Raw genomic sequence first — 20,882 nt, 5'->3', positions numbered from 1 at the left:
CGTCGTAAGCAAGAACCTGAATTAGATCTTACGGGAGAGAATTGCCTGCTTGACTTCGGCGATTGCCTGGGTCACCTGGATGCCGCGGGGGCATGCTTCGGAGCAGTTGAAGGTGGTGCGGCAACGCCACACGCCTTCCTTGTCGTTCAGGATTTCCAGGCGCATGTCGCCGGCATCATCACGGGAATCGAAGATGAAGCGGTGGGCGTTGACGATCGCGGCCGGGCCGAAGTACTGGCCATCGGTCCAGAACACCGGGCAGGAGGACGTGCACGCCGCGCAGAGGATGCACTTGGTGGTGTCGTCGAAGCGCTCACGGTCCTCGGCGGACTGCAGGCGTTCTTTGGTGGGCTCGTGGCCCTTGTTGATCAGGAACGGCATGACTTCGCGGAAGGACTGGAAGAACGGCTCCATGTCCACGATCAGGTCCTTCTCCACCGGCAGGCCCTTGATGGGCTCAACGGTGATGGGCTTGGTGGTGTCCAAGTCCTTCAGGAGCGTCTTGCAGGCAAGGCGGTTGCGGCCGTTGATGCGCATGGCATCGGAACCGCAGACACCGTGGGCGCAGGAACGGCGGAACGAAACGCTGCCGTCAATTTCCCACTTGACCTTGTGCAGGGCATCCAGCACGCGGTCGGTGCCGTACATGGTCACCTTGAAGTCGTCCCACGTGGCGTCCTCGGACACCTCAGGGTTGTAACGGCGGACGCGCAGGGTGACGTCGAATGTCGGGATCTCTCCGCCGCCTCCGATGTGTGCGGGCAGTTCGATCTTGGAGGCTGGCTCAGCAAGTTCAGCGGTCATCTTAGTACTTCCTCACCATCGGCTCGTAGCGGGTAAAGACAACCGGTTTGGTGCCCAGACGGATGCCGGCGATTGCCTCTGCCGAGCCGTCGGCCGGGGCATGGTCATCCTTGTACGCCATGGAGTGCTTCATGAATTTTTCGTCGTCGCGTTCCGGGAAGTCCTCGCGGAAGTGTCCGCCGCGGGATTCCTCACGGTGCAGGGCAGCCACGGTCATGACCTTGGCCAGTTCCAGCAGGAAGCCCAGCTCAACGGCCTCGAGCAGGTCCAGGTTGAAGCGCTTGCCCTTGTCCTGGACGCTGATCTTCTTGTAGCGGGCCTCGAAGGACTCGATGTCCGTCAGGACCTGGTTCAGCGTGTCAGCCGTACGGAACACCTGCATGTTGGCGTCCATGGTGTCCTGGAGTTCCTTGCGGATCACCGCCACCTTCTCGTCGCCGGTGCCGTTGCGGGCAATGTCCAGCAGCTCGATGGTGTAGGCCTCCGGATCCTCCGGGAGATCCACGAAGTCAGCAGTCTTGGCGTACTCCGCGGCGGCGATGCCGGCGCGCTTGCCGAACACGTTGATGTCCAGCAGTGAGTTGGTGCCCAGGCGGTTGGAGCCGTGGACCGAAACGCAGGCAACCTCGCCGGCGGCGTAGAGGCCCGGGATGACGGTGTCGTTGTCCTGCAGGACTTCGGTGGTGATGTTGGTGGGGATGCCGCCCATGGCGTAGTGCGCCGTGGGGAACACCGGAACCGGCTCCGTGTACGGTTCCACACCCAGGTAGGTGCGGGCGAACTCGGTGATGTCCGGGAGCTTGGCATCGATGTGCGCCGGCTCCAGGTGGGTCAGGTCCAGGAGGACGTAGTCCTTGTTCGGGCCGCAGCCGCGGCCTTCGCGGACTTCGTTGGCCATGGAGCGGGCCACGATGTCACGCGGTGCGAGGTCCTTGATGGTGGGGGCATAGCGCTCCATAAAGCGCTCACCCTCGGAGTTACGCAGGATGGCGCCCTCACCGCGTGCGGCTTCGGACAGCAGGATGCCCAGGCCGGCGAGGCCTGTCGGGTGGAACTGGAAGAACTCCATGTCCTCCAGCGGGATGCCACGACGGAACGCGATGCCCATGCCGTCACCGGTCAGGGTATGGGCGTTGGAGGTGGTCTTGAAGACCTTGCCGGCGCCGCCCGAGGCGAAGATCACGGACTTGGCCTGGAACACGTGCAGCTCACCGGAGGCAAGGTCATAGGACACGACGCCGGCAACACGCTTCTGCTTGTACGGCGTGCCGTCCTCGCGGACGGCGTCTTCCTCGACCGTCAGGAGGTCAAGGACGTAGTACTCGTTGTAGAACTCCACGTTGTGCTTGACGCAGTTTTGGTACAAGGTCTGCAGGATCATGTGGCCGGTGCGGTCTGCTGCGTAGCAGGCGCGGCGGACGGGCGCCTTGCCGTGGTCGCGGGTGTGGCCACCGAAGCGGCGCTGGTCGATCCGGCCTTCGGGCGTGCGGTTGAACGGCAGGCCCATCTTTTCCAGGTCCAGCACTGCGTCGATGGCTTCCTTCGCCATGACCTCGGCGGCGTCCTGGTCAACCAGGTAGTCGCCGCCCTTAATCGTGTCGAACGTGTGCCATTCCCAGTTGTCTTCTTCGACGTTGGCAAGGGCCGCACACATGCCACCCTGCGCCGCACCGGTGTGCGAGCGGGTGGGGTAGAGCTTGGTCAGTACTGCTGTTCGCGCGCGCTGACCGGACTCGATCGCGGCGCGCATGCCAGCGCCACCGGCACCGACGATGACGACGTCGTACTTATGGACCTGCATACTTGGGCGCTCTTTCTCTCAAAATTCGCTATAAAACAACGGGCGGGCGTTGCCTGCACCGCAAAATGTTGCCTGCACCGCAAAATACAGCCTGCGGCTCACCGCGGGCAGCGGTGATCTGGCTACGCGGGGCAGAAGCCGCCGGGCAGCGGAACGCCGTCAACCACGGGGCACGGGTTGAAGGTGAAGATCACCAGGGTGCCAAGGACGATGATCACGGTGGTGGCCGCGTAGAGGACGATCTTGAGCCAGAGACGGGTGGAATCCTTCTCGGCGTAGTCGTTGATGATGGTGCGGACGCCGTTGGTGCCGTGCAGCATGGCCAGCCACAGCATGGCGAGGTCCCAGATCTGCCAGAACGGGTCAGCCCACTTGCCGGCGACGAAGCCGAAGTCGATGGCGTGGATGCCTTCGCCCACCAGGAGGTTCACGAAGAGGTGCCCGAAGATGAGCACCACCAGCACTACGCCGGAAAGGCGCATGAACAGCCAGGCGAACATTTCGAAGTTGCCCCGGCTTGCGCCGGTGCGGCGGTACTGGGGGGAGATCTTGCCGCTGCGCGGGTTTTCGATCGTTGCAGTCATGGCTTAGTAACCTCCGAGGGCGAGGGAAAGGTGGCGGATGGAGAAGCCGACCATTACAACTACCCACAGGGCCAGGACGGTCCACAGCATCTGGCGCTGGTATTTGGCGCCCTTCTTCCAGAAGTCGACGGCGATGATCCGCAAGCCGTTAAAGGCGTGGAAGACGATCGCGGCAACCAGGCCCGTTTCACCCAGGGCCATGAGGGGGTTCTTGTAGGCACCGATAACAGCCGTGTAGGCCTCCGGGGACACACGCACCAATGAGGTGTCCAGCACATGGACCAACAAGAAGAAAAAGATCACTACACCGGTAATCCGGTGTCCTACCCAGGACCACATGCCTTCACGGCCGCGGTACAAGGTGCCAGCTGGTTTTGTCGGCACTGATAAACCTCCCTGCAACACAGCGGCGCTGGCATGAGATCCACGCGGGGGGAACGCCTGCTGCGAGAGCAACTCGTAGCTCAGGCCTAAATCTAGGCTTCGCTCACAGCTTATTCAATTTAGGAACTCCTTGGTGACCCCGCAATGCCTGCGTTTTGCCTGCAGATGAGACGAACACCACACCATGGCGCGCCCGCGGGAGCTGGCGGAGGGTTCTGAAAGGGCAGTTCACGGCTTGTCAGCTAAAGTAGCGGTGATGAGTACAGACAAAGTGACAAGCCCGGATTCACCCCTGAACCGCTTTATTGCGGTGATTCCGGCAGGCGGAGTGGGGACCCGCCTCTGGCCCCTGTCACGCGCAGCAGCTCCCAAATTCCTTCACGACCTCACGGGGTCCGGCAGCACTTTGCTGCGCGCCACTTACGACCGTCTGGAGCCACTGGCAGGCAGGCGCGTGCTCGTGGTGACCGGCACTGCGCACCGGGCTGCCGTCTGCCGGCAGCTCCCCGAGGTCCAGGAGTCTGACCTGGTCCTGGAGAGCGAGCCCAAGGATTCCGGCGCCGCCATTGGCCTGGCTGCCGCCATCCTGTACCAGCGTGACCCGGACACCATCATGGGTTCCTTCGCCGCTGACCAGGTCATCAGTCCTGACCACCTGTTCCAGCAGGCCGTCCGCGAGGCCATCCACACGGCCGCCGCCGGCAAGATCGTGACCATCGGCATCAAGCCGACCCACCCGTCCACCGGCTTCGGTTACATCCGGGCCGGCGCGGAACTCAACATCGAAGGTGCGCCCAGCGCCCAGGCCGTGGTGGAGTTCGTGGAGAAGCCGGACGAGGAAGTTGCCCAGCAGTATGTGGACAGCGGTGAGTATGTCTGGAACGCAGGTATGTTCGTGGCTCCCGTTGCCCTGATGCTGAGGCACCTTGAGGCCAACCAGCCGGAGCTGTTCAAGGGCCTGCAGGAGATCGCCCAGGCCTGGGACACTCCCGAACGTGATGCCGTCACAGCCCGCGTCTGGCCCACGTTGCCTAAGATCGCCATTGACTATGCGGTGGCCGAGCCTGCCGCCGCTGCCGGCGATGTTGCCGTTGTGCCGGGCACCTTCGGATGGGACGACGTCGGGGACTTTGCTTCGGTGGGCCGGCTCAACAGTGCGCGGGAAGTCGATGACGTCACCGTTATCGGTGAAGGCGCCCGGGTTTTCACCGAAAACGCCAGCGGTGTGGTGGTTTCGGACACGAAGCGCGTGATCGCCCTGATCGGCATCAAGGACGTGGTCATCGTTGACACGGGCGATGCCCTCCTGGTGACCACCAAGCAGCATGCGCAGCGGGTCAAGGGAGCCGTTGACGCGCTCAAGGCCAGTGGCGACACCGACGTTCTGTAACCCGGTCGGAAGTGTCCAGGCGCGGCACAATCTGTAACGCGCCCGCCGTGATGACGCTATTCCGTGGACGCTCGCTAGAGTAAATGAGTGCGTAATTACACTACTGAAGCCGAGCCCACCGCATTAGTGCGGCCATGGTTGGAACCCCTCCTGCCGGAGCTGATCGACTTTCGCCGGGATCTGCACGCGCACCCCGAGCTTTCCTTCAAGGAATTCCGCACCACAGACAAGCTGGTGGAGCGGCTCGAAGCCGCCGGACTGGCTCCGCGGCGGCTTGAAGGCACCGGCCTCACCGTCGACATCGGCGAGGGGACCATCGCCACAGCGCTCCGCGGCGACATTGATGCCCTGCCCATCATCGAGGAAACGGGGCTGCCGTTTGCCTCGAAGAACCATGGCGTCACACATGCGTGTGGCCACGACGTCCACACCGCCGCCATGCTCGGCGTCGCGCTGGTCCTGCAGCGCATGCACGAGGAGTCCCCGCTGGGCGGTTCGGTCCGGATCATTTTCCAGCCTGCCGAGGAGACCATGCCCGGTGGCGCACTGTCCTGCATTGAGCAGGGCGTCCTGGACGGTGTGCCGCGCATCCTTGCGCTGCACTGCGACCCGAGGATCGACGTCGGACGCATCGGTACGCGCATCGGCGCCATTACGTCCGCTTCGGACACCATCAAGATCGAGCTGAGCGGCCGCGGCGGCCATACGTCCCGCCCGCACCTTACCGAGGACCTGGTCTTCGCCCTGGCGCAGATCGCCGTCAACGTTCCGGCCGTGCTTTCACGCCGGGTGGATGTCCGCAGCGGAGTATCCGTGGTCTGGGGCCAGATCAACGCCGGATCGGCACCCAATGCCATCCCGGGCACCGGTTACATGTCAGGCACCATGCGCTGCCTCGACCGCGATGCCTGGCATGACGCCGGCGAGCTCCTGGATGAAGTCGTGCAGCAGGTGGCCGCGCCCTATGGGGTGGATGTCCACCTGGAACACACCAGGGGCGTCCCGCCTGTTGTGAACTCCGAGGACGAGACCGCGCTCATTGAGGCCGCAGCCCGCGCTGAAATCGGCGAGGGCGCCGTAGTGCTGACGCCGCAGTCCATGGGCGGCGAGGACTTCGCCTGGTTCCTGGCTGAACGGCCTGGCGCCATGATGCGCCTGGGTACCAAGACCCCCGGCGGCGAGGAGTACGACCTGCACCGCGGTGACTACATCCTGGACGAACGCGCCCTGGGCCTGGGCATCCAGGTCCTCACGGCAGCGGCCCTCCGGACCATCCGCGACCTCTAGCCCCCGCGCCCCGAGCTATCTAACCCCTGGCGCGCGAACGGACATTTAAGCCCTTGCCCTCCCGCGCGAACTGGCAGATAACACCCTCAAAACCCGGTTTTGAGGGTGTTATCTGCTCGTTCGCGCGTCTCTTTGGCGTGGTAAGTTGTGCACAATTGAATTGTGGACTATCGTCTTAGGTATGACTGAAGCCCCCCGCCTCGACCGCCAGGTGTGTTTTGCGCTGTACTCCGCGTCCCGCGCGGCAACAGCGGTCTACCGCCCAGTCTTGGAAGACCTCGGCCTGACGTACCCGCAGTATCTGGTGATGCTGGTCCTCTGGGAATCGGAGCCGAAGGGCGTCAAGGAGCTCGGCGAGGAACTGGGCCTTGACTCCGGCACGCTATCGCCGCTGCTCAAGCGGCTTGAGGCCATGGGGCTCGTGGAGCGCCGCCGGTCCGGGGAAGATGAGCGCCGTGTTGCAGTCCACCTGACGCCGACCGGACGCTCGCTCAGCAGCAGGGCCAGCGGGATTCCTCGGCACCTTGCGGACGCCGCCGGGTTGTCAGCCGAGGAGCTGGAACAGCTTCGCACCACTCTTGAAAGGCTCACGGAAGCCCTTCACCGCACGCACTGAGCGCCAAAGATTTCCGTTATCCACATCCAACAGGACGGACCACCTATGAAGACTCTCTACACTGCCGAGGCCCTGGCTTCCGGCGAAGGCCGCGACGGCAACGCACGCACCAATGATGGCAAGCTGGATGTCAGCCTTGCCATCCCCGTGGAGCTGGGCGGTGACGGCCAGGGAACCAACCCGGAGCAGCTCTTTGCCGCCGGTTACGCGGCATGCTTCCACTCGGCCCTCCGCCTCGTGGGGCGCAAGGAGCGCGCAGACCTGACCGATTCAGCCGTGGCCGCCAAGATCCACTTTGGCGCACTGAACGACGGCGTGGGCTACGGTCTCGCTGCTGAACTGGAGATCGCGGTTCCGGCCCTGGATCTCGCCACGGCCGAGTCCCTGGTGGCCAAAGCGCATCAGATCTGCCCCTATTCCAACGCCACCCGGGGAAACATGACCGTGGACATCAAGATCCTGGAGTTCGCAGCATGAGCGTGACAACGGCACTGCCATCATCCAGCCGCGAAATCCGCCTGGCCTCGCGTCCGGTAGGGCGTCCCGGTCCCGAAAACTTCCGACTGGCAGAGTCACCGCTGCCGGAGCTTCAGGACGGCCAGATCCTGGTCCGCAACCTCTACGTCTCCGTGGACCCCTACATGCGCGGCCGTATGAACGACGTCAAGTCGTACTCCCCGCCGTTCGCGCTGGATGCAGCGCTCGACGGCGGCGCCATCGGTGAGGTCATCGCGTCCAGGGCCGAGGGGCGCAAGGTGGGGGACGCCGTCGTCCATCAGCTCGGCTGGCGGGAATTCGCGGTCCTGGAAGCAGACGCAACGTCGGTTGCCCGCACGGACCTTGCACCGGCGTCGGCGTTCCTTGGCGCGCTGGGCATGACCGGACTGACGGCGTACGCCGGGCTGCTCAAAGTGGCCGAGTTCAAGCCCGGCGATGCCGTATTCGTGTCAGGTGCGGCGGGTGCCGTGGGCTCTCTTGTGGGCCAGATCGCCAAGGCGATGGGCGCTTCCAGGGTCATCGGCAGCGCGGGAACCGCGGAGAAGGTGGCCCGGCTCCTGGAACTGGGCTTCGACGCCGCATTCAACTACAACGACGGGCCGGTGCGGGAACAGCTTGTCCAGGCCGCAGGACCCGCAGGTATTGACGTGTATTTCGACAACGTGGGTGGCGATCATCTGGAGGCTGCCCTGGCGGTCCTGAATGTGGGCGGCCGTGTGGCCATGTGCGGCGCGATAGCCCAGTACAACTCCACCGAACCCACGCCGGCGCCGCGGAACCTCGCCCTTGCCATCGGCAAGCAGCTCACCCTGCGGGGGTTCCTGGTCAGCGGACAGCGCCAGCACAGCGCTGAATTCTTCGGCAAGATGTCAGCCTGGCTGGCGGAAGGTTCAGTCCGGTATGACGAGACCGTGGTGGACGGGCTGGAGAATGCGCCCCAGGCTTTCATGGACCTGCTCGACGGCGCCAACACCGGCAAGATGCTCGTGCGCCTCTAAGCCCCCCACCAGCGCGAACGGACATTTGAGGCCCCGCCCGGCGGGCCCCAAGTGTCCGTTCGCGCTTAAAGTGAGGGGTGCGGAACCGCAGGTTTTCTACTGGTTGGTAACAAATTCTCAACAATCTTCGGGATCCGGCTTCAATGTGGTATCGGATGTGTTGCAGCCCACTAATGTTGCTTGTATCAGGCGCTTCGGCGCAGTGCTGCGAAGCCCTCAGTGAAAACAGAATTTCAGTGTAGAAACGGACACTCATTGAATTCGAGTCGTAGCGCCACTCTCTCCCTGGAGGAAATTTGAAGAACACACTGCGCGCTAAGTTCAAGCGCGGTTCAATGGCAGGCATGGCCTCAGTGGGTGCCACAGCACTCCTGCTGACCGGCTGCGGCGCGGCACCTGACGCTGGAGGCACCGCCACCGCAACAGCGAGCGACTACACCGGCTGCATCGTCTCGGACTCCGGCGGATTCGATGACCAGTCGTTCAACCAGTCCTCCTACGATGGCCTGAAGAAGGCCGAGGCTGACCTGGGCATCAAGGTCAACCAGGCCGAGTCCAAGACCAACAACGACTTCGAGCCAAACCTCCGCGCCATGGTTGCCGCCAACTGCGATCTCACCCTGACCGTCGGCTTCCTGCTGGGTGATGCCACCAAGAAGCAGGCTACGGACAACCCGGACCGCCACTTTGCCATCATCGACTTCGGCTACGACCCGCCCATCAGCAACGTCAAGCCGATCATCTACGACACCGCCCAGGCAGCGTTCCTGGCCGGTTACCTGGCCGCAGGCACCACCAAGACAGGAAGTGTGGCCACGTTCGGCGGCAGGGAGATTCCCACCGTGACCATTTTCATGGATGGGTTTGCCGACGGCGTCAAGTACTACAACGAGCAGAAGGGCAAGGACGTCAAAGTCCTTGGCTGGGACAAGGCGGCCCAGGATGGCAGCTTCACGGGCGACTTTGAAAAGCAGGACAAGGGCAAGCAGCTCACCCAAAACTTCCTTGACCAGGGCGCGGACATTGTGATGCCCGTCGCCGGTCCGGTGGGCAAGGGAGCCGGTGCAGCCCTGATGGAGGCGAAAGCGGCCGGCAAGGACGTCAAGATGATCTGGGTTGACTCCGACGGATTCCTGACCGCACCCGAATACAAGGACATCATGCTTTCCTCGGTCATGAAGCTTATGGGCGAAGCCGTTGAAACCGTGGTCAAGGACGACAAGGAAGGCAAGTTCACCAACACGCCATATGTCGGCACCTTGGCGAACGACGGCGTCCAGCTGGCACCTTTCCACAGCTTCGACGGGCAGGTCCCGTCCGACCTGAAGTCCGAGCTGGACCAGCTCAAGAAGGACATCGTCGACGGCAAGCTGAAGGTCGTATCTGCGGCAAGCCCCAAGGCTTAGTCATCCTCGCTAGGCGCCACTCCCGGATGGTCATCGACTGGCCGGGCGGTGGCGCTTTTCGTTGGAATTCGGCGTCGGCGAGACCGCCCACGCAGGACTGCACGCACTAGGCTGGTGCTGCAGCCACCTATCCCGTCCGGTGGGATTCACCGGACGCTTCGAGATTGGTCAGAGTTTTGAAACTTGAACTCAGAGGGATCACCAAACGCTTCGGCTCGCTGCTCGCCAACGACCACATCGACGTGGTGGTTGAACCCGGACAGATCCACTGTCTGCTGGGCGAGAACGGGGCCGGCAAGTCCACCCTGATGAATGTGCTGTACGGGCTCTACGAGCCCTCTGAGGGCGAAATCCTCATCGACGACAAACCTGTTTACTTCCGCGGCCCCGGAGACGCCATGGCCGCCGGCATCGGCATGGTGCACCAGCACTTTATGCTCGTTCCCGTGTTTACCGTGGCCGAGAATGTGGCGCTCGGCGCCGAGTCCACCAAAGCCGGCGGTTTCCTCAACCTGGACGACACCCGGCGCGAGATCAAGGAGATCTCTGACCGCTACGGGTTCGACGTCGACCCCGACGCCCTGGTGGAGGACCTCCCGGTGGGCGTCCAGCAGCGGGTGGAAATCATCAAAGCCCTGGTCCGCGACGCCAAGGTCCTCATCCTGGATGAACCCACGGCAGTGCTGACGCCCCAGGAAACCGACGAACTGCTGGACATCATGCGCCAGCTCAAGTCCAACGGAACCTCGATAGTCTTCATCTCGCACAAGCTGCGCGAGGTGAAGGCTGTCTCGGACACCATCACCGTGATCCGGCGGGGCAAAGTTGTTGGTTCGGCGCATCCAGGCGCCTCCACCGCGGAGCTGGCCTCCATGATGGTGGGCCGCGCCGTCAGCCTCACACTCGAGAAGGCACCCGCCAGTCCCAAAGAGAAGACTTTCCAGGTCAAAGACCTCACTGTCATCGCCCCGAACGGGCAGCACACCGTGGACGGCCTCAGCTTCGACATTTCTCGCGGAGAGATCCTGGCCGTCGCAGGCGTGCAAGGCAACGGCCAGACCGAACTCACCGAGGCCATCCTCGGACTCCAGGACCGCGTGCACGGCTCCATCCTCCTGGACGATGTGGAACTTGTTGGCCGCAGTGTGAAGGAGGTCCTTAACGCCGGCGTCGGCTTCGTTCCGGAAGACCGGTCTGTTGACGGCCTCATCGGCACGTTCTCGATCGCCGAAAACCTGATTCTTGACCGGTACGATCAGCCGCCGTTTGCCAAGGGCATCAGCATGAGTCCGGCGAAGGTCCTGGAGAACGCCAAATCACGGATCGACGAGTTCGATGTCCGGACACCCTCGGGCCTGCTGGCGGCCGGCACGCTCTCGGGCGGCAATCAACAGAAAGTGGTCATGGCACGGGAGCTGTCCCGGCCGCTGCGGCTCTTCATTGCCTCGCAGCCCACCCGGGGTGTGGACGTCGGGTCCATCGAGTTCCTTCATAAACGGATCGTGGCGGAACGCGACCAGGGCACGCCTGTCATGATCATCTCCACCGAACTGGACGAAGTCATGGAACTCGCCGACCGCATCGCCGTGCTCTATAAGGGCAAGCTGGTGGGAATCGTCCCGGCAGGGACCGGACGCGGCGTCCTGGGCCTGATGATGGCCGGCATCTCACCAGAGGACGCTGCGAGCGTAGATAAGACGAGCCCTGACAAGACCGGCTCAGGTACCACGAGCGTAAGCAAGACCGGCGCTGACACATCAGCCGCTGACAAGACTGACTCCGCCGCCGCAGAACGCCGCGGAACCTCCAGCGCCGAAGGAGGCGATCATGCCTGAAGAGCGTCACCCTAAGCATGCGGACCAGCAAGCGAAAGCGGACGAGCCAACCCCGGCGGCGGACGAAACCGCCGCCGGGGTGGCCGTGGACACGGCCGGCGGCGCCATCAGCCCTTCAGCCGTACCAGCCAGCGCCCAAAGCGGAAAGCTGCCCGGCGGGCCGGACACGCTGCTCCGGAAGATCTTCACCGGCAGCGGCATGGTCTCAGTCCTGGCGGTGCTGCTGGCACTTGTGTTGGGCGGACTGTTGATCGCCGCCACGGACGAGCGCGTCAGCACCACCTCGGCGTATCTGTTCGCCCGACCCACAGACTTCCTCTCCGCAGTCTGGCAAGCCGCCACACAGTCCTACGTTGCCTTGTTCCAGGGCTCGGTCTTCAACCCCCGGGGTTCGAGCCTCGCGGTCCAGTTCGCGCCGCTGATGGAAACCCTCACCATCGCCACACCGCTCATCACGGCAGGCCTCGGCGTCGCGCTCGCGTTCCGGGCCGGCCTGTTCAACATTGGCGCCCAGGGCCAGATCATCATGGCCGGCATCCTGGCGGGCTGGGTCGGTTTCGCCCTGCACCTTCCGTTGGGCCTGCACCTGTTGCTCGTCCTCGTGGCAGGCATCGTGGGAGGCGCCCTCTGGGGTGGCCTGGTTGGTCTCCTGAAGGCCCGGACAGGTGCCCACGAAGTCATCCTGACCATCATGTTCAACTACATTGCGCTGTACTTCCTGGGATACCTGCTGAACACTCCGGCGTTCCAGCGTCCGGGGGAGTCCAACCCGATCTCGCCCATCCTGGACGCAACCGCCGTGTACCCCCAGATTTTCGGCTCCCAGTATCGCCTGCACCTGGGCTTCGTCCTGGCCATCGCGGCCACCGTCCTGGTGTGGTGGCTGCTGAACCGCTCCACCGTCGGCTTTGAATTCCGGGCCGTGGGAGCCAATCCGAAGGCTGCCCTGACCGCCGGAATCAACGTCTCCCGGTCCACCATCCTGGTCATGGCCATCGCCGGTGCGCTGGCGGGAATGTCCGGCGTGGCCCAGGTGGCGGGCACGGAAAAGGTCCTGACAGACGGCGTCGCTGCAACGTACGGGTTTGACGCCATCACGGTGGCGCTGCTGGGACGTTCGACGCCGTGGGGCACCTTCGCTGCCGGCCTGCTGTTCGGCGCCTTCCGCGCCGGTGCCGTGCAGATGCAGATCCAGACCGGAACACCCATCGACATTGTCCTGGTGGTCCAGTCGCTGATTGTCCTCTTTATCGCGGCCCCGCCGCTGGTCCGGGCAGTCTTCGGGCTGAACCCCCGCCGCAAGAAGCCAGCCAAGGCCGGAAAAACCCAGCAGGCAGCAACCACCGGAGGCGCAGCATGAGCGCAACAGCAACATCGCCCCTGCCGGGACGCGGAACGCCAGGAACATCGCCCCAAGCCGACGAGGCCCAGCCAACATCCGGCAAACCGGTGCTCTGGAAAACCCCCGTCCTGCTCTCGGCGCTGGGACTCGTCGCTTTTGTTTTCTTCGGCCTGATGGGATCAGCGCAGACCGCAAGGTTCGGAATTTCCACCGGCGGGGACTTTTTCCAACTGCCCGTGCTTGAAGTTCCCGCAATGCCGGGCGGCATCACCCTCTCGGTCCTGATGCTTGGGCTGGCGGCCTATTCCGTCTATCTGAAGACCAAGGTCCGGCCCACCCCGGCCTGGCTGACCATCACTTTTACTGTGCTGTTTGTCGTAGCCTTCCTCATCTGGGTGGTGGGCGGTGCACGGACGCCCAGCATTTCACTGGCCGGGCTCATCGCCGGTTCGGTCACCCTTGCCGTCCCGCTGGTGTTCGGCTCTTTGTCCGGTGTGCTGTGCGAGCGGGTCGGGGTAGTCAACATCGCCATCGAAGGCCAGCTGCTGGGCGGCGCCTTCACCGCGGCAATCGTGGCCAGCATTACGCAGAACCCCTTCGTGGGCCTGCTTGCGGCCGCTGTGGCCGGCGCGGCGGTGTCCATGGTGCTCGCGGTGTTCAGCATCAGGTACCTGGTCAACCAGATCATCGTCGGCGTGGTGCTCAACGTCCTGATTTCCGGCGTCACCGGATTCCTGTTCAGCACCGTTATGCAGGCGGACAAGGCAAAGTTCAACTCACCGCCCGGCCTGGACATCATCCCGATTCCCATCCTCTCCGGAATCCCGATCCTCGGCCCAATCCTGTTCAAGCAGACCCTGGTGGGCTACCTGATGTACGTCGCCGTGATCGTTGTATGGGTTGGGCTGTTCAAAACCAAGTGGGGCCTGCGGGTCCGCGCCGTGGGTGAACACCCGCAGGCCGCCGACACGATGGGCATCAAGGTCAACGCCACCCGCTTCTGGAACGTCACGTTGGGTGGCGCCATCGCAGGCATCGGCGGCTCGTTCTTCACGCTCGTGGCGATCGACAGCTTCACGAAGGAAATCTCCGGCGGACGAGGCTTCATCGCACTCGCCGCGCTGATCTTCGGACGCTGGAACCCGATCGGCGCGTTCTTCGCCGCCCTGCTGTTCGGCTTTGCAGACAACCTGCAGAGCATTGTGACCATCATCGGAACCCCGGTGCCGAGCCAGTTCATGGCCATGCTGCCCTACCTGGTGACGGTGCTGGCCGTGGCCGGGCTGGTGGGCAGGTCCCGGCCACCGGCAGCCAGCGGCATCCCGTACATCAAGGGTTGACGGCCATGGAACGGGATCGGGTTTCGCTCCCCGTGGACTGGCAGGCGCTCAAGCAGGCCGCCGTGAGCGCCATGAAAAACGCCTACGCCCCGTATTCGAAGTACCCGGTGGGGGCCGCGGCCTTCACCGAGGACGGGCGGCTGGTCAGCGGCTGCAACGTGGAGAACGCAAGCTACGGGCTCTCCCTGTGTGCTGAATGTGCCCTGGTGGGCAACCTGCACATGACCGGCGGCGGGTTGTTGCGCGCCTTCTACTGCGTAGACGCTGCGGGCAACGTGCTGATGCCGTGCGGCCGCTGCCGGCAGCTTCTCTATGAATTCCGCGCGCCTGGCATGGAGCTTATGACCACACAAGGCATCAAAACCATGGACCAGGTGCTGCCCGACGCATTTGGTCCCCAAAACCTGGAGGATCCAAGGTGACACAGGCAACTGAGGCATTCGACGCCGTCGACATCATCCGCACCAAGCGGGACCGGGGCGCCCTGAGCCCGGAGCAGATCGACTGGACCATTAACGCGTACACCCGCGGGGTCATCGCCGACGAACAGATGGCCGCGTTGAACATGGCCATCCTGCTCAACGGCATGGACCGCGCCGAAATTTCGCGCTGGACGGCGGCGATGATCGCCTCGGGCGAACGGATGGACTTCGGCGGCCTCCGGCGGCCCGACGGCGGCGTGAAGGCTACCAGCGACAAGCATTCCACCGGGGGAGTGGGGGACAAGATCACGCTTCCGCTGGCACCGCTGGTGGCAGTGTTCGGCGTGGCGGTGCCGCAGCTATCCGGCCGCGGGCTGGGCCACACCGGCGGCACCCTGGACAAGCTGGAATCGATCCCCGGCTGGCGGGCCGCCCTGAGCAACGACGAAATTATGGCGCAGCTTCAGGACGTGGGCGCCGTGATCTGCGCTGCCGGGGCGGGGCTGGCGCCGGCGGACAAGAAGCTCTACGCACTGCGGGACGTCACCGGCACGGTCGAGGCGATCCCGCTGATCGCCTCCTCGATCATGAGCAAGAAGATCGCCGAAGGCACGGGGTCCCTGGTCCTGGACGTCAAGGTGGGCAGCGGCGCCTTTATGAAGGATGAGGCCCGGGCGCGCGAACTGGCCGAAACCATGGTGGCCCTTGGCAAGGACGCCGGCGTCAACACGGTGGCGCTGCTAACCAACATGAGCACGCCGCTCGGCCTCACCGCTGGCAACGCGATCGAAGTGGAGGAATCCGTGGAGGTCCTGGCCGGCGGCGGCCCGGAAGACGTCGTTGAACTCACCGTCCGGCTGGCTGAAGAGATGCTGGCCTGCGCGGGCGTCCACAACGCCGATCCCCGGGCCGCGCTGAAGGACGGCCGGGCCATGGACGTCTGGAACCGGATGATCGAAGCGCAGGGCGGAGATCCGCGCGCCAAGCTGCCGGTCGCCAAGGAATCCGAGGTCATCTACGCCCCGGCCGACGGTGTCCTGGTGGGGCTTGATGCCCTGGCGGTGGGCGTTGCGGCGTGGCGTCTCGGGGCGGGGCGTGCCCGCAAGGAAGACGCCGTCCAGGCCGGTGCCGGCATCCGCATGCATGCAAAGCCCGGTGCCGTGGTGCGTGCGGGTGAGCCGCTGATGACGCTGCTCACGGATACGCCGGAAAAGTTCGCGCGCGCCAAGGAAGCCCTTGAACACGCCGCCACGATCGCCCCTGAAGGGTCGCGCCCGGCCCAGCAGCTCATCATCGACCGAATAGCATAGGGACAATGCAGGCCATCAATGAATTCATCCTTGCTGCCGCCGGGCAGCCGTGGGTGCTCCTCCTTGTGCTGGCCTGCTGCCTGATCGACGGGTTTTTCCCGCCCATCCCCAGCGAATCCGTGGTGGTGGGCTTGGCCGCAGTTGCCGCCACCGCGGACGTCCCCAATCCCTGGCTGCTGATGGCCGTCGCGGGCCTGGGCGCTTTCTCAGGCGACAACATCGCGTACCTCATTGGACGCCGGGTGGGTACCCGGCGCTGGCACTGGATGCGCGGACCGCGGATGCAAAGTGCCTTCCGCTGGGCAGGAGACGAGCTGAGGAAGCGGCCGGCGTCCCTCATCCTGGTGGCGCGGTTCATTCCCATCGGCAGGGTTGCCGTCAACCTCACCGCGGGCGTGACCCACTATTCGCACGTGCGGTTCGTCGGCTTGACGGTGCTCTCCGCCACGCTCTGGGCCTCCTACTCCGTGGGTATCGGGCTGTTCTTCGGCCAGTGGTTTGAAAACAATCATCTGCTCGGCGCGGCCATCGCAATCGTCTGCGCCGTGGGCCTTGGAATCGTGGTGGACCTGATCATTAACCGCATCCGGGGAAAGGTTCCTGTGGTGGAGCGGCTGAAGGATCCGGAAGCCTAGGGTTTGCGGCGTCCGCGCGTAGCGGGTAGGGTCCCGGGCATGGGACACTGAAGAGCGATTTACGTCACTTCCGGCTGCATCATTTCGTCTAGGAGCAAGACCCGCGTGGAGTTTATTAATGAGGCCGTGCTCCATGCAGCGGGCCAATGGTGGATCTACCCGGTCCTTCTTGTGTTCTTCTTCATTGACGGCTTCGCCATGGTGGTTCCCAGCGAGACGCTGATTGTGGCGCTGGCCGCGTTTTCCCGGCACAGCGGTGAACCGAATCTTTGGATCTTGGGCGCGACAGCACTGATCGGTGCCATCGCGGGTGACAACATGGCGTTTATGCTCGGCCGCAGGATCGGCCTTGACCGCTGGAAGTGGATGCGGCGTCCCAAAGTGCAGAAGGCTTTTGGCTGGGCACGGTATGAACTCGAAAAACGCGGCGCCGTCCTGATTTTCACGGCGCGCTACATTCCCTGGGGCCGGGTGGCGGTCAACTATGTGGCCGGCAGCACCGGCTTTGCGCACCGCCGGTTCTTCCTGCTGGACGCCTTCGCTTGCATCACGTGGGTGGGGTACTCCATCGGCATCGGGATACTGGCCAGTTCGTTCCCCTGGCTCCACAACAACCCGCTGCTCAGCGCAGGCATTGCCGTGGTGTTCGCCATCGTGCTGGGCATCCTGATCGACCACCTGCTGCGCTGGTGGCACAAGCACCTGGCCCGCAATGACGCCGAAACTGTGGATGAATGGCTCGACGGCGGCCCTCAAGGTTCCGTGCCCGCGCATACCGCGGCTTCGCCGCTGCTGGCGTCTGCCCCGGCCGAGGCGGAGCAGCTGGGAAAGTAGCGGCTGGCATAAGCCGCCTGCCGACCCTAAGGTTGGATGGTGACTGAGCCTATTGTTGACGCTGCCCCTGCCATCGATTTCGACCTGAAGAGCCTGCCTAAGGTTTCGCTGCACGACCACCTGGACGGTGGTCTCCGTCCAGCCACCATCATCGAGCTGGCCGCGGCCGTTGGCCACACGCTGCCTTCCACGGACCCGGTGGCCCTGGGCGAGTGGTTCCGCGAGTCCGCGGATTCCGGCTCGCTGGTCCGCTACCTGGAGACGTTCGACCACACAGTGGCCGTGATGCAGACCAAGGAAGGCCTCATCCGCGTCGCCAAGGAATTCGTCGAGGACCTCGCGGACGACGGCGTGGTATACGGCGAAGTGCGTTGGGCACCGGAGCAGCACCTCCAGAAGGGCCTGTCCCTGGACGAGGTTGTTGAAGCAGTCCAGGAAGGCCTCGAAGCCGGTGTGGACGCCGTGACCGAAAGCGGCCGCGAAATCCAGGTGGGTCAGCTGATCACCGCCATGCGCCACGCAGACCGCGGCCAGGAAATCGCCGAACTCGCTGTCCGCCACCGCAACAAGGGCGCTGTGGGCTTTGACATCGCCGGAGCTGAAGACGGCTTCCTCCCGTCCCGGTTCAAGGACGCCTTCACGTACCTCGCCCAGCACAACTTCCCCGCGACGGTGCACGCCGGCGAGGCCGCCGGACTCGAAAGCATCCAGTCCGCCCTCGTTGACGGCCGGGCACTGCGCCTGGGCCACGGCGTCCGCATCGCCGAGGACATCATGGTGGAGTTCGACGACGAAGACGACGACGCCGCGAGCGACGAGGACAACATCGGCCTGGTCACCCTGGGCGACCTGTCCAGCTGGATCCGCGACCGCGGCATCGCCCTGGAGATCTGCCCGTCGTCGAACCTCCAGACCGGAGCGATCGCCGGTTTCGGCGAGGGCATCGAGAGCCACCCGCTGGACATGCTGTACCAGCTGGGCTTCAACGTCACCATCAACACCGACAACCGGCTGATGAGCGGCGTCACCCTGACGGACGAGTTCGAACTCCTCGTGGAAACTTTCGACTACGACCTCGACGATCTGCTGGAGCTCACGCTTAACGCTGCCGAGGCATCCTTCCTGCCGCTTGAAGAGAAGGAAGCGTTGGTGGAATACATCAACGACGCCTACGACAACCTTGGCTGAGCAGGCTCCCATCGATCGGCTGGTCGCTGTCGTGGCCCAGCTGCGCGAGCACTGCCCGTGGATGGCCGCCCTCACGCATGCCTCGCTGGTGGAGTACCTCCTGGAGGAGGCCTTCGAGGTTGCCGAGACCATCGAGACCGGCGCGGGTGACGCCGAGCTCCGCGGCGAACTGGGCGATGTGCTGCTTCAGGTGGTGCTGCACGCCCGGCTCGCCGAGGAGCGCGGCACGTTCACGTTCGACGACGTCGCCCGCGGGCTGAGCGCCAAAATGGTCCGCCGCAATCCCCATGTCTTCCGGCCCGACGGCACGCTGCAGGACACCTTCCCTGCCTCGGTGGCGGAGATTGTCCGTAAATGGGACGCCGTGAAGACTGCGGAACGTCCGGAGCGAACGGGGCCCTTTGAAGGCATCCCGGACGCACTGCCGGCCCTGGCGAAGGCGCAGAAGTTCCTCGACCGGGCCGAAAGGTCAGGATCTCGACAGGCTCGATCACCGGGACAACCGGTGGTCGAGCTTGTCGAAACCTCCGGATCTCGACAGGCTCGATTACCGGACGCCGAATCACTGGAGCCATTCGAAACCGAGGAGGAGCTCGGCGACCTGCTGCTCGCCGTCGTCGGCTCCGCACGTGCTAGGGGATTCGACGCCGAACGTGCCCTTCGGGGCGCCATCCGGCGGCAGTTCGCGTCGCCATCATGACGTCCGGGTGATGGATAGGGTTCCGTAACCTGCACCACTCTCGACTAGGCTTGGTCCTGACGAGGACGTCCCAGATTTAACGCTTTTTCCAGCTGTTCGTTCGCCCAAAATCGCCCATAAGGAGCACATCCATGGCGCTTATCGATGCCATCCACGCCCGCGAAATCCTCGATTCCCGCGGAAACCCGACCGTAGAAGTTGAAGTACTGCTCTCCGATGGCCAGATCGGCCGCGCGGCAGTACCCTCAGGTGCCTCCACCGGTGAGCACGAGGCTGTTGAGCTCCGTGACGGAGACAAGGGACGTTACCTCGGCAAGGGTGTCCAGAAGGCCGTTGACGCTGTCATCGACCAGATCGCTCCGGCACTGACCGGCTTCGACGCCACCGACCAGCGCAGCATCGACCAGGCCATGATCGACCTGGACGGCACGCCCAACAAGGCGAAGCTCGGCGCCAACGCCATCCTGGGCGTTTCGCTGGCCGTTGCCAACGCCGCTGCCGCCTCCGCAGACCTGCCGCTGTACAAGTACCTGGGCGGCCCCAACGCGCACGTCCTGCCGGTTCCGCTGATGAACATCCTCAACGGTGGCTCGCACGCCGACTCCGACGTGGACATCCAGGAATTCATGATCGTCCCGATCGGCGCCGAGACCTTCTCCGAGGGCCTCCGCTGGGGCGTCGAGGTCTACCACAACCTCAAGTCCGTCCTGCAGGCCAAGGGCCTGTCCACCGGCCTGGGTGACGAAGGTGGCTTCGCGCCTAACCTGCCGTCCAACCGTGCTGCGCTGGACCTGATCCAGGAAGCCATCACGAACGCCGGCTACACCCCGGGCAAGGACATCGCCCTCGCACTGGACGTCGCCTCCTCCGAGTTCTTCAAGGACGGCGCCTACCAGTTCGAGGGCAAGGCACTATCCGCCACCGAGATGAGCGCCTACTACGCCGAGCTCGTGGCCGACTACCCGCTGGTTTCCATCGAGGATCCCCTGGATGAGAACGACTGGGACGGCTGGAAGACCCTCACCGACAGCATCGGTGACAAGGTCCAGCTCGTCGGCGATGACCTCTTCGTCACCAACCCGGCCATCCTGCAGCGCGGCATCGACACCAAGACCGCCAACTCGCTGCTGGTCAAGGTCAACCAGATCGGTTCACTGACCGAAACGCTGGACGCCGTCAGCCTGGCCCAGCGCGCCGGTTACACCACCATCACCTCGCACCGCTCCGGCGAGACCGAGGACACCACCATCGCCGACATCTCGGTGGCCACCAACGCCGGCCAGATCAAGACCGGTGCCCCGGCACGCTCGGAGCGCGTTGCCAAGTACAACCAGCTCCTGCGCATCGAAGAAGAACTCGACGACGCCGCACGCTACGCCGGCCGCAGCGCTTTCCCGCGTTTCAAGGGCTAGTAGCCGCGTAAACCTCTGACCGGTGGCTATGGTTGAAAGACCATAGCCACCGGTTTTTGTTTTAGCCGGCATTGATTGAGCCGGTATCAAGCGCAG

The 20,882-nt window shown here is 64.2% G+C and carries 20 protein-coding genes; 16 read left to right on the top strand and 4 right to left on the bottom strand.

The features are described 5' to 3' along the window. Window positions 1-21: 21 nt before the first annotated feature. The 4 genes from NG701_RS08735 to sdhC form a co-directional block, all read right to left on the bottom strand. Window positions 22-804, bottom strand: coding sequence for a succinate dehydrogenase iron-sulfur subunit (locus NG701_RS08735; protein ID WP_058929685.1), 783 nt, complete (start codon window positions 802-804; stop codon window positions 22-24). Between the two features lies 1 nt (window position 805). Next, complete coding sequence (gene sdhA, locus NG701_RS08730; protein ID WP_252566498.1) at window positions 806-2,605, bottom strand: succinate dehydrogenase flavoprotein subunit; 1,800 nt, start codon at window positions 2,603-2,605, stop codon at window positions 806-808. A 122-nt stretch (window positions 2,606-2,727) separates the two neighbouring features. After that, window positions 2,728-3,189 carry a succinate dehydrogenase hydrophobic membrane anchor subunit gene (locus NG701_RS08725; RefSeq protein WP_252566495.1) on the bottom strand — a complete coding sequence of 154 codons (462 nt, stop codon included), beginning with the start codon at window positions 3,187-3,189 and terminating at the stop codon, window positions 2,728-2,730. A gap of 3 nt (window positions 3,190-3,192) precedes the next feature. Beyond that, window positions 3,193-3,573: a succinate dehydrogenase, cytochrome b556 subunit gene (sdhC, locus tag NG701_RS08720; protein ID WP_308291944.1), complete on the bottom strand. Its 381-nt coding sequence runs from the start codon at window positions 3,571-3,573 to the stop codon at window positions 3,193-3,195. Between the two features lie 256 nt (window positions 3,574-3,829). On the opposite strand from sdhC, the gene NG701_RS08715 reads away from it, so the two are divergent. From NG701_RS08715 to eno, 16 genes are all read left to right on the top strand, one after another. After that, window positions 3,830-4,963 (top strand): mannose-1-phosphate guanylyltransferase, encoded by a 1,134-nt coding sequence (locus NG701_RS08715; RefSeq protein ID WP_252566492.1) that lies wholly within the window; start codon window positions 3,830-3,832, stop codon window positions 4,961-4,963. 87 nt (window positions 4,964-5,050) lie between these two features. Further along, window positions 5,051-6,250, top strand: a complete 1,200-nt coding sequence (locus tag NG701_RS08710; protein ID WP_252566489.1) for an amidohydrolase — start codon at window positions 5,051-5,053, stop codon at window positions 6,248-6,250. A 181-nt stretch (window positions 6,251-6,431) separates the two neighbouring features. Further along, window positions 6,432-6,866 (top strand): MarR family winged helix-turn-helix transcriptional regulator, encoded by a 435-nt coding sequence (locus tag NG701_RS08705; protein ID WP_252566486.1) that lies wholly within the window; start codon window positions 6,432-6,434, stop codon window positions 6,864-6,866. Window positions 6,867-6,911: 45 nt separating this feature from the next. After that, complete coding sequence (locus tag NG701_RS08700; RefSeq protein ID WP_252566483.1) at window positions 6,912-7,343, top strand: organic hydroperoxide resistance protein; 432 nt, start codon at window positions 6,912-6,914, stop codon at window positions 7,341-7,343. Then, window positions 7,340-8,362 (top strand): NADP-dependent oxidoreductase, encoded by a 1,023-nt coding sequence (locus tag NG701_RS08695; protein ID WP_252566480.1) that lies wholly within the window; start codon window positions 7,340-7,342, stop codon window positions 8,360-8,362. Before NG701_RS08700 ends, NG701_RS08695 begins: the two co-directional genes overlap by 4 nt. Before the next feature lie 296 nt (window positions 8,363-8,658). Then, window positions 8,659-9,768, top strand: coding sequence for a BMP family lipoprotein (locus tag NG701_RS08690; RefSeq protein ID WP_445260426.1), 1,110 nt, complete (start codon window positions 8,659-8,661; stop codon window positions 9,766-9,768). 176 nt (window positions 9,769-9,944) lie between these two features. Further along, window positions 9,945-11,603, top strand: coding sequence for an ABC transporter ATP-binding protein (locus NG701_RS08685; protein WP_252566479.1), 1,659 nt, complete (start codon window positions 9,945-9,947; stop codon window positions 11,601-11,603). Further along, complete coding sequence (locus NG701_RS08680; protein WP_252566476.1) at window positions 11,596-12,963, top strand: ABC transporter permease; 1,368 nt, start codon at window positions 11,596-11,598, stop codon at window positions 12,961-12,963. Before NG701_RS08685 ends, NG701_RS08680 begins: the two co-directional genes overlap by 8 nt. Continuing rightward, window positions 12,960-14,285, top strand: a complete 1,326-nt coding sequence (locus NG701_RS08675; protein ID WP_252566473.1) for an ABC transporter permease — start codon at window positions 12,960-12,962, stop codon at window positions 14,283-14,285. The genes NG701_RS08680 and NG701_RS08675 overlap by 4 nt, the downstream gene beginning before the upstream one ends. 5 nt (window positions 14,286-14,290) lie before the next feature. Continuing rightward, window positions 14,291-14,707: a cytidine deaminase gene (locus NG701_RS08670; protein ID WP_252566470.1), complete on the top strand. Its 417-nt coding sequence runs from the start codon at window positions 14,291-14,293 to the stop codon at window positions 14,705-14,707. After that, entirely contained in the window at window positions 14,704-16,017 is a 1,314-nt protein-coding gene (locus tag NG701_RS08665) for a thymidine phosphorylase (RefSeq protein ID WP_252566467.1), read from the top strand. The genes NG701_RS08670 and NG701_RS08665 overlap by 4 nt, the downstream gene beginning before the upstream one ends. Window positions 16,018-16,022: 5 nt before the next feature. Next, a complete protein-coding gene (locus tag NG701_RS08660; RefSeq protein WP_252566464.1) occupies window positions 16,023-16,652 on the top strand; it encodes a DedA family protein in 630 nt (209 codons plus the stop codon). 105 nt (window positions 16,653-16,757) lie between these two features. Further along, window positions 16,758-17,486 carry a DedA family protein gene (locus tag NG701_RS08655; RefSeq protein ID WP_252566461.1) on the top strand — a complete coding sequence of 243 codons (729 nt, stop codon included), beginning with the start codon at window positions 16,758-16,760 and terminating at the stop codon, window positions 17,484-17,486. 39 nt (window positions 17,487-17,525) lie between these two features. Beyond that, window positions 17,526-18,674: an adenosine deaminase gene (locus NG701_RS08650; RefSeq protein ID WP_252566458.1), complete on the top strand. Its 1,149-nt coding sequence runs from the start codon at window positions 17,526-17,528 to the stop codon at window positions 18,672-18,674. A 61-nt stretch (window positions 18,675-18,735) separates the two neighbouring features. Further along, window positions 18,736-19,374, top strand: a complete 639-nt coding sequence (locus NG701_RS08645) for a MazG nucleotide pyrophosphohydrolase domain-containing protein (RefSeq protein ID WP_252566704.1) — start codon at window positions 18,736-18,738, stop codon at window positions 19,372-19,374. A 131-nt stretch (window positions 19,375-19,505) separates the two neighbouring features. Continuing rightward, window positions 19,506-20,786, top strand: coding sequence for a phosphopyruvate hydratase (gene eno / locus NG701_RS08640; RefSeq protein WP_056343550.1), 1,281 nt, complete (start codon window positions 19,506-19,508; stop codon window positions 20,784-20,786). Window positions 20,787-20,882 lie beyond the last annotated feature (96 nt).

The organism is Pseudarthrobacter cellobiosi (genome assembly GCF_023913815.1).
Taxonomy (GTDB): domain Bacteria; phylum Actinomycetota; class Actinomycetes; order Actinomycetales; family Micrococcaceae; genus Arthrobacter; species Arthrobacter cellobiosi.
This window is presented reverse-complemented; position numbering and strand designations above follow the sequence as displayed.

Coding starts and splice junctions, on each gene's coding strand:
- NG701_RS08735 (WP_058929685.1), bottom strand. CDS start 804: ATGACCGCTGAACTTGCTGAGCCAGCCTCCAAGATCGAACTGCCCGCA.
- sdhA (WP_252566498.1), bottom strand. CDS start 2,605: ATGCAGGTCCATAAGTACGACGTCGTCATCGTCGGTGCCGGTGGCGCT.
- NG701_RS08725 (WP_252566495.1), bottom strand. CDS start 3,189: ATGACTGCAACGATCGAAAACCCGCGCAGCGGCAAGATCTCCCCCCAG.
- NG701_RS08715 (WP_252566492.1), top strand. CDS start 3,830: ATGAGTACAGACAAAGTGACAAGCCCGGATTCACCCCTGAACCGCTTT.
- NG701_RS08705 (WP_252566486.1), top strand. CDS start 6,432: ATGACTGAAGCCCCCCGCCTCGACCGCCAGGTGTGTTTTGCGCTGTAC.
- NG701_RS08700 (WP_252566483.1), top strand. CDS start 6,912: ATGAAGACTCTCTACACTGCCGAGGCCCTGGCTTCCGGCGAAGGCCGC.
- NG701_RS08695 (WP_252566480.1), top strand. CDS start 7,340: ATGAGCGTGACAACGGCACTGCCATCATCCAGCCGCGAAATCCGCCTG.
- NG701_RS08680 (WP_252566476.1), top strand. CDS start 11,596: ATGCCTGAAGAGCGTCACCCTAAGCATGCGGACCAGCAAGCGAAAGCG.
- NG701_RS08675 (WP_252566473.1), top strand. CDS start 12,960: ATGAGCGCAACAGCAACATCGCCCCTGCCGGGACGCGGAACGCCAGGA.
- NG701_RS08670 (WP_252566470.1), top strand. CDS start 14,291: ATGGAACGGGATCGGGTTTCGCTCCCCGTGGACTGGCAGGCGCTCAAG.
- NG701_RS08660 (WP_252566464.1), top strand. CDS start 16,023: ATGCAGGCCATCAATGAATTCATCCTTGCTGCCGCCGGGCAGCCGTGG.
- NG701_RS08645 (WP_252566704.1), top strand. CDS start 18,736: ATGGCCGCCCTCACGCATGCCTCGCTGGTGGAGTACCTCCTGGAGGAG.
- eno (WP_056343550.1), top strand. CDS start 19,506: ATGGCGCTTATCGATGCCATCCACGCCCGCGAAATCCTCGATTCCCGC.